Raw genomic sequence first — 293 nt, forward strand, 5'->3', positions numbered from 1 at the left:
GACATCAACGCCGGCAGCCTGCGCTGCCACAAAAACGCGCCCACCGGCGCCAGCAAAACGCTGCGGCAAAAGTGCCCCGGCTGGCGTTGCAAGGCGTGCAGCACCAGCAAGGCGTTCACGCCGACCGCCATGATCGCGCTGCCCCGCACCGTCGTCGCCAGCAATGCTTCGGCGTAGGCCGCAAGGTCTTCGCAAGGTGCCTGCGGGTTATTGCCGAAGCCGGGCAGTTCCAGGGGCACCACGTCGTAGCGGTGGAAGTGCGGCAAGGCGTCATCCCACCAATCGGCGGCGCT

1 pseudogene is annotated in these 293 nt (G+C 67.2%); it reads right to left on the reverse strand.

The features are described from left to right. A pseudogene (locus OC610_RS29165) lies at nt 1-293 on the reverse strand (alpha/beta hydrolase); the annotation flags it as partial.

It is taken from the genome of Pseudomonas agronomica (assembly GCF_025917275.1).
In the GTDB taxonomy this organism is placed as follows: Bacteria; Pseudomonadota; Gammaproteobacteria; order Pseudomonadales; family Pseudomonadaceae; genus Aquipseudomonas; species Aquipseudomonas agronomica.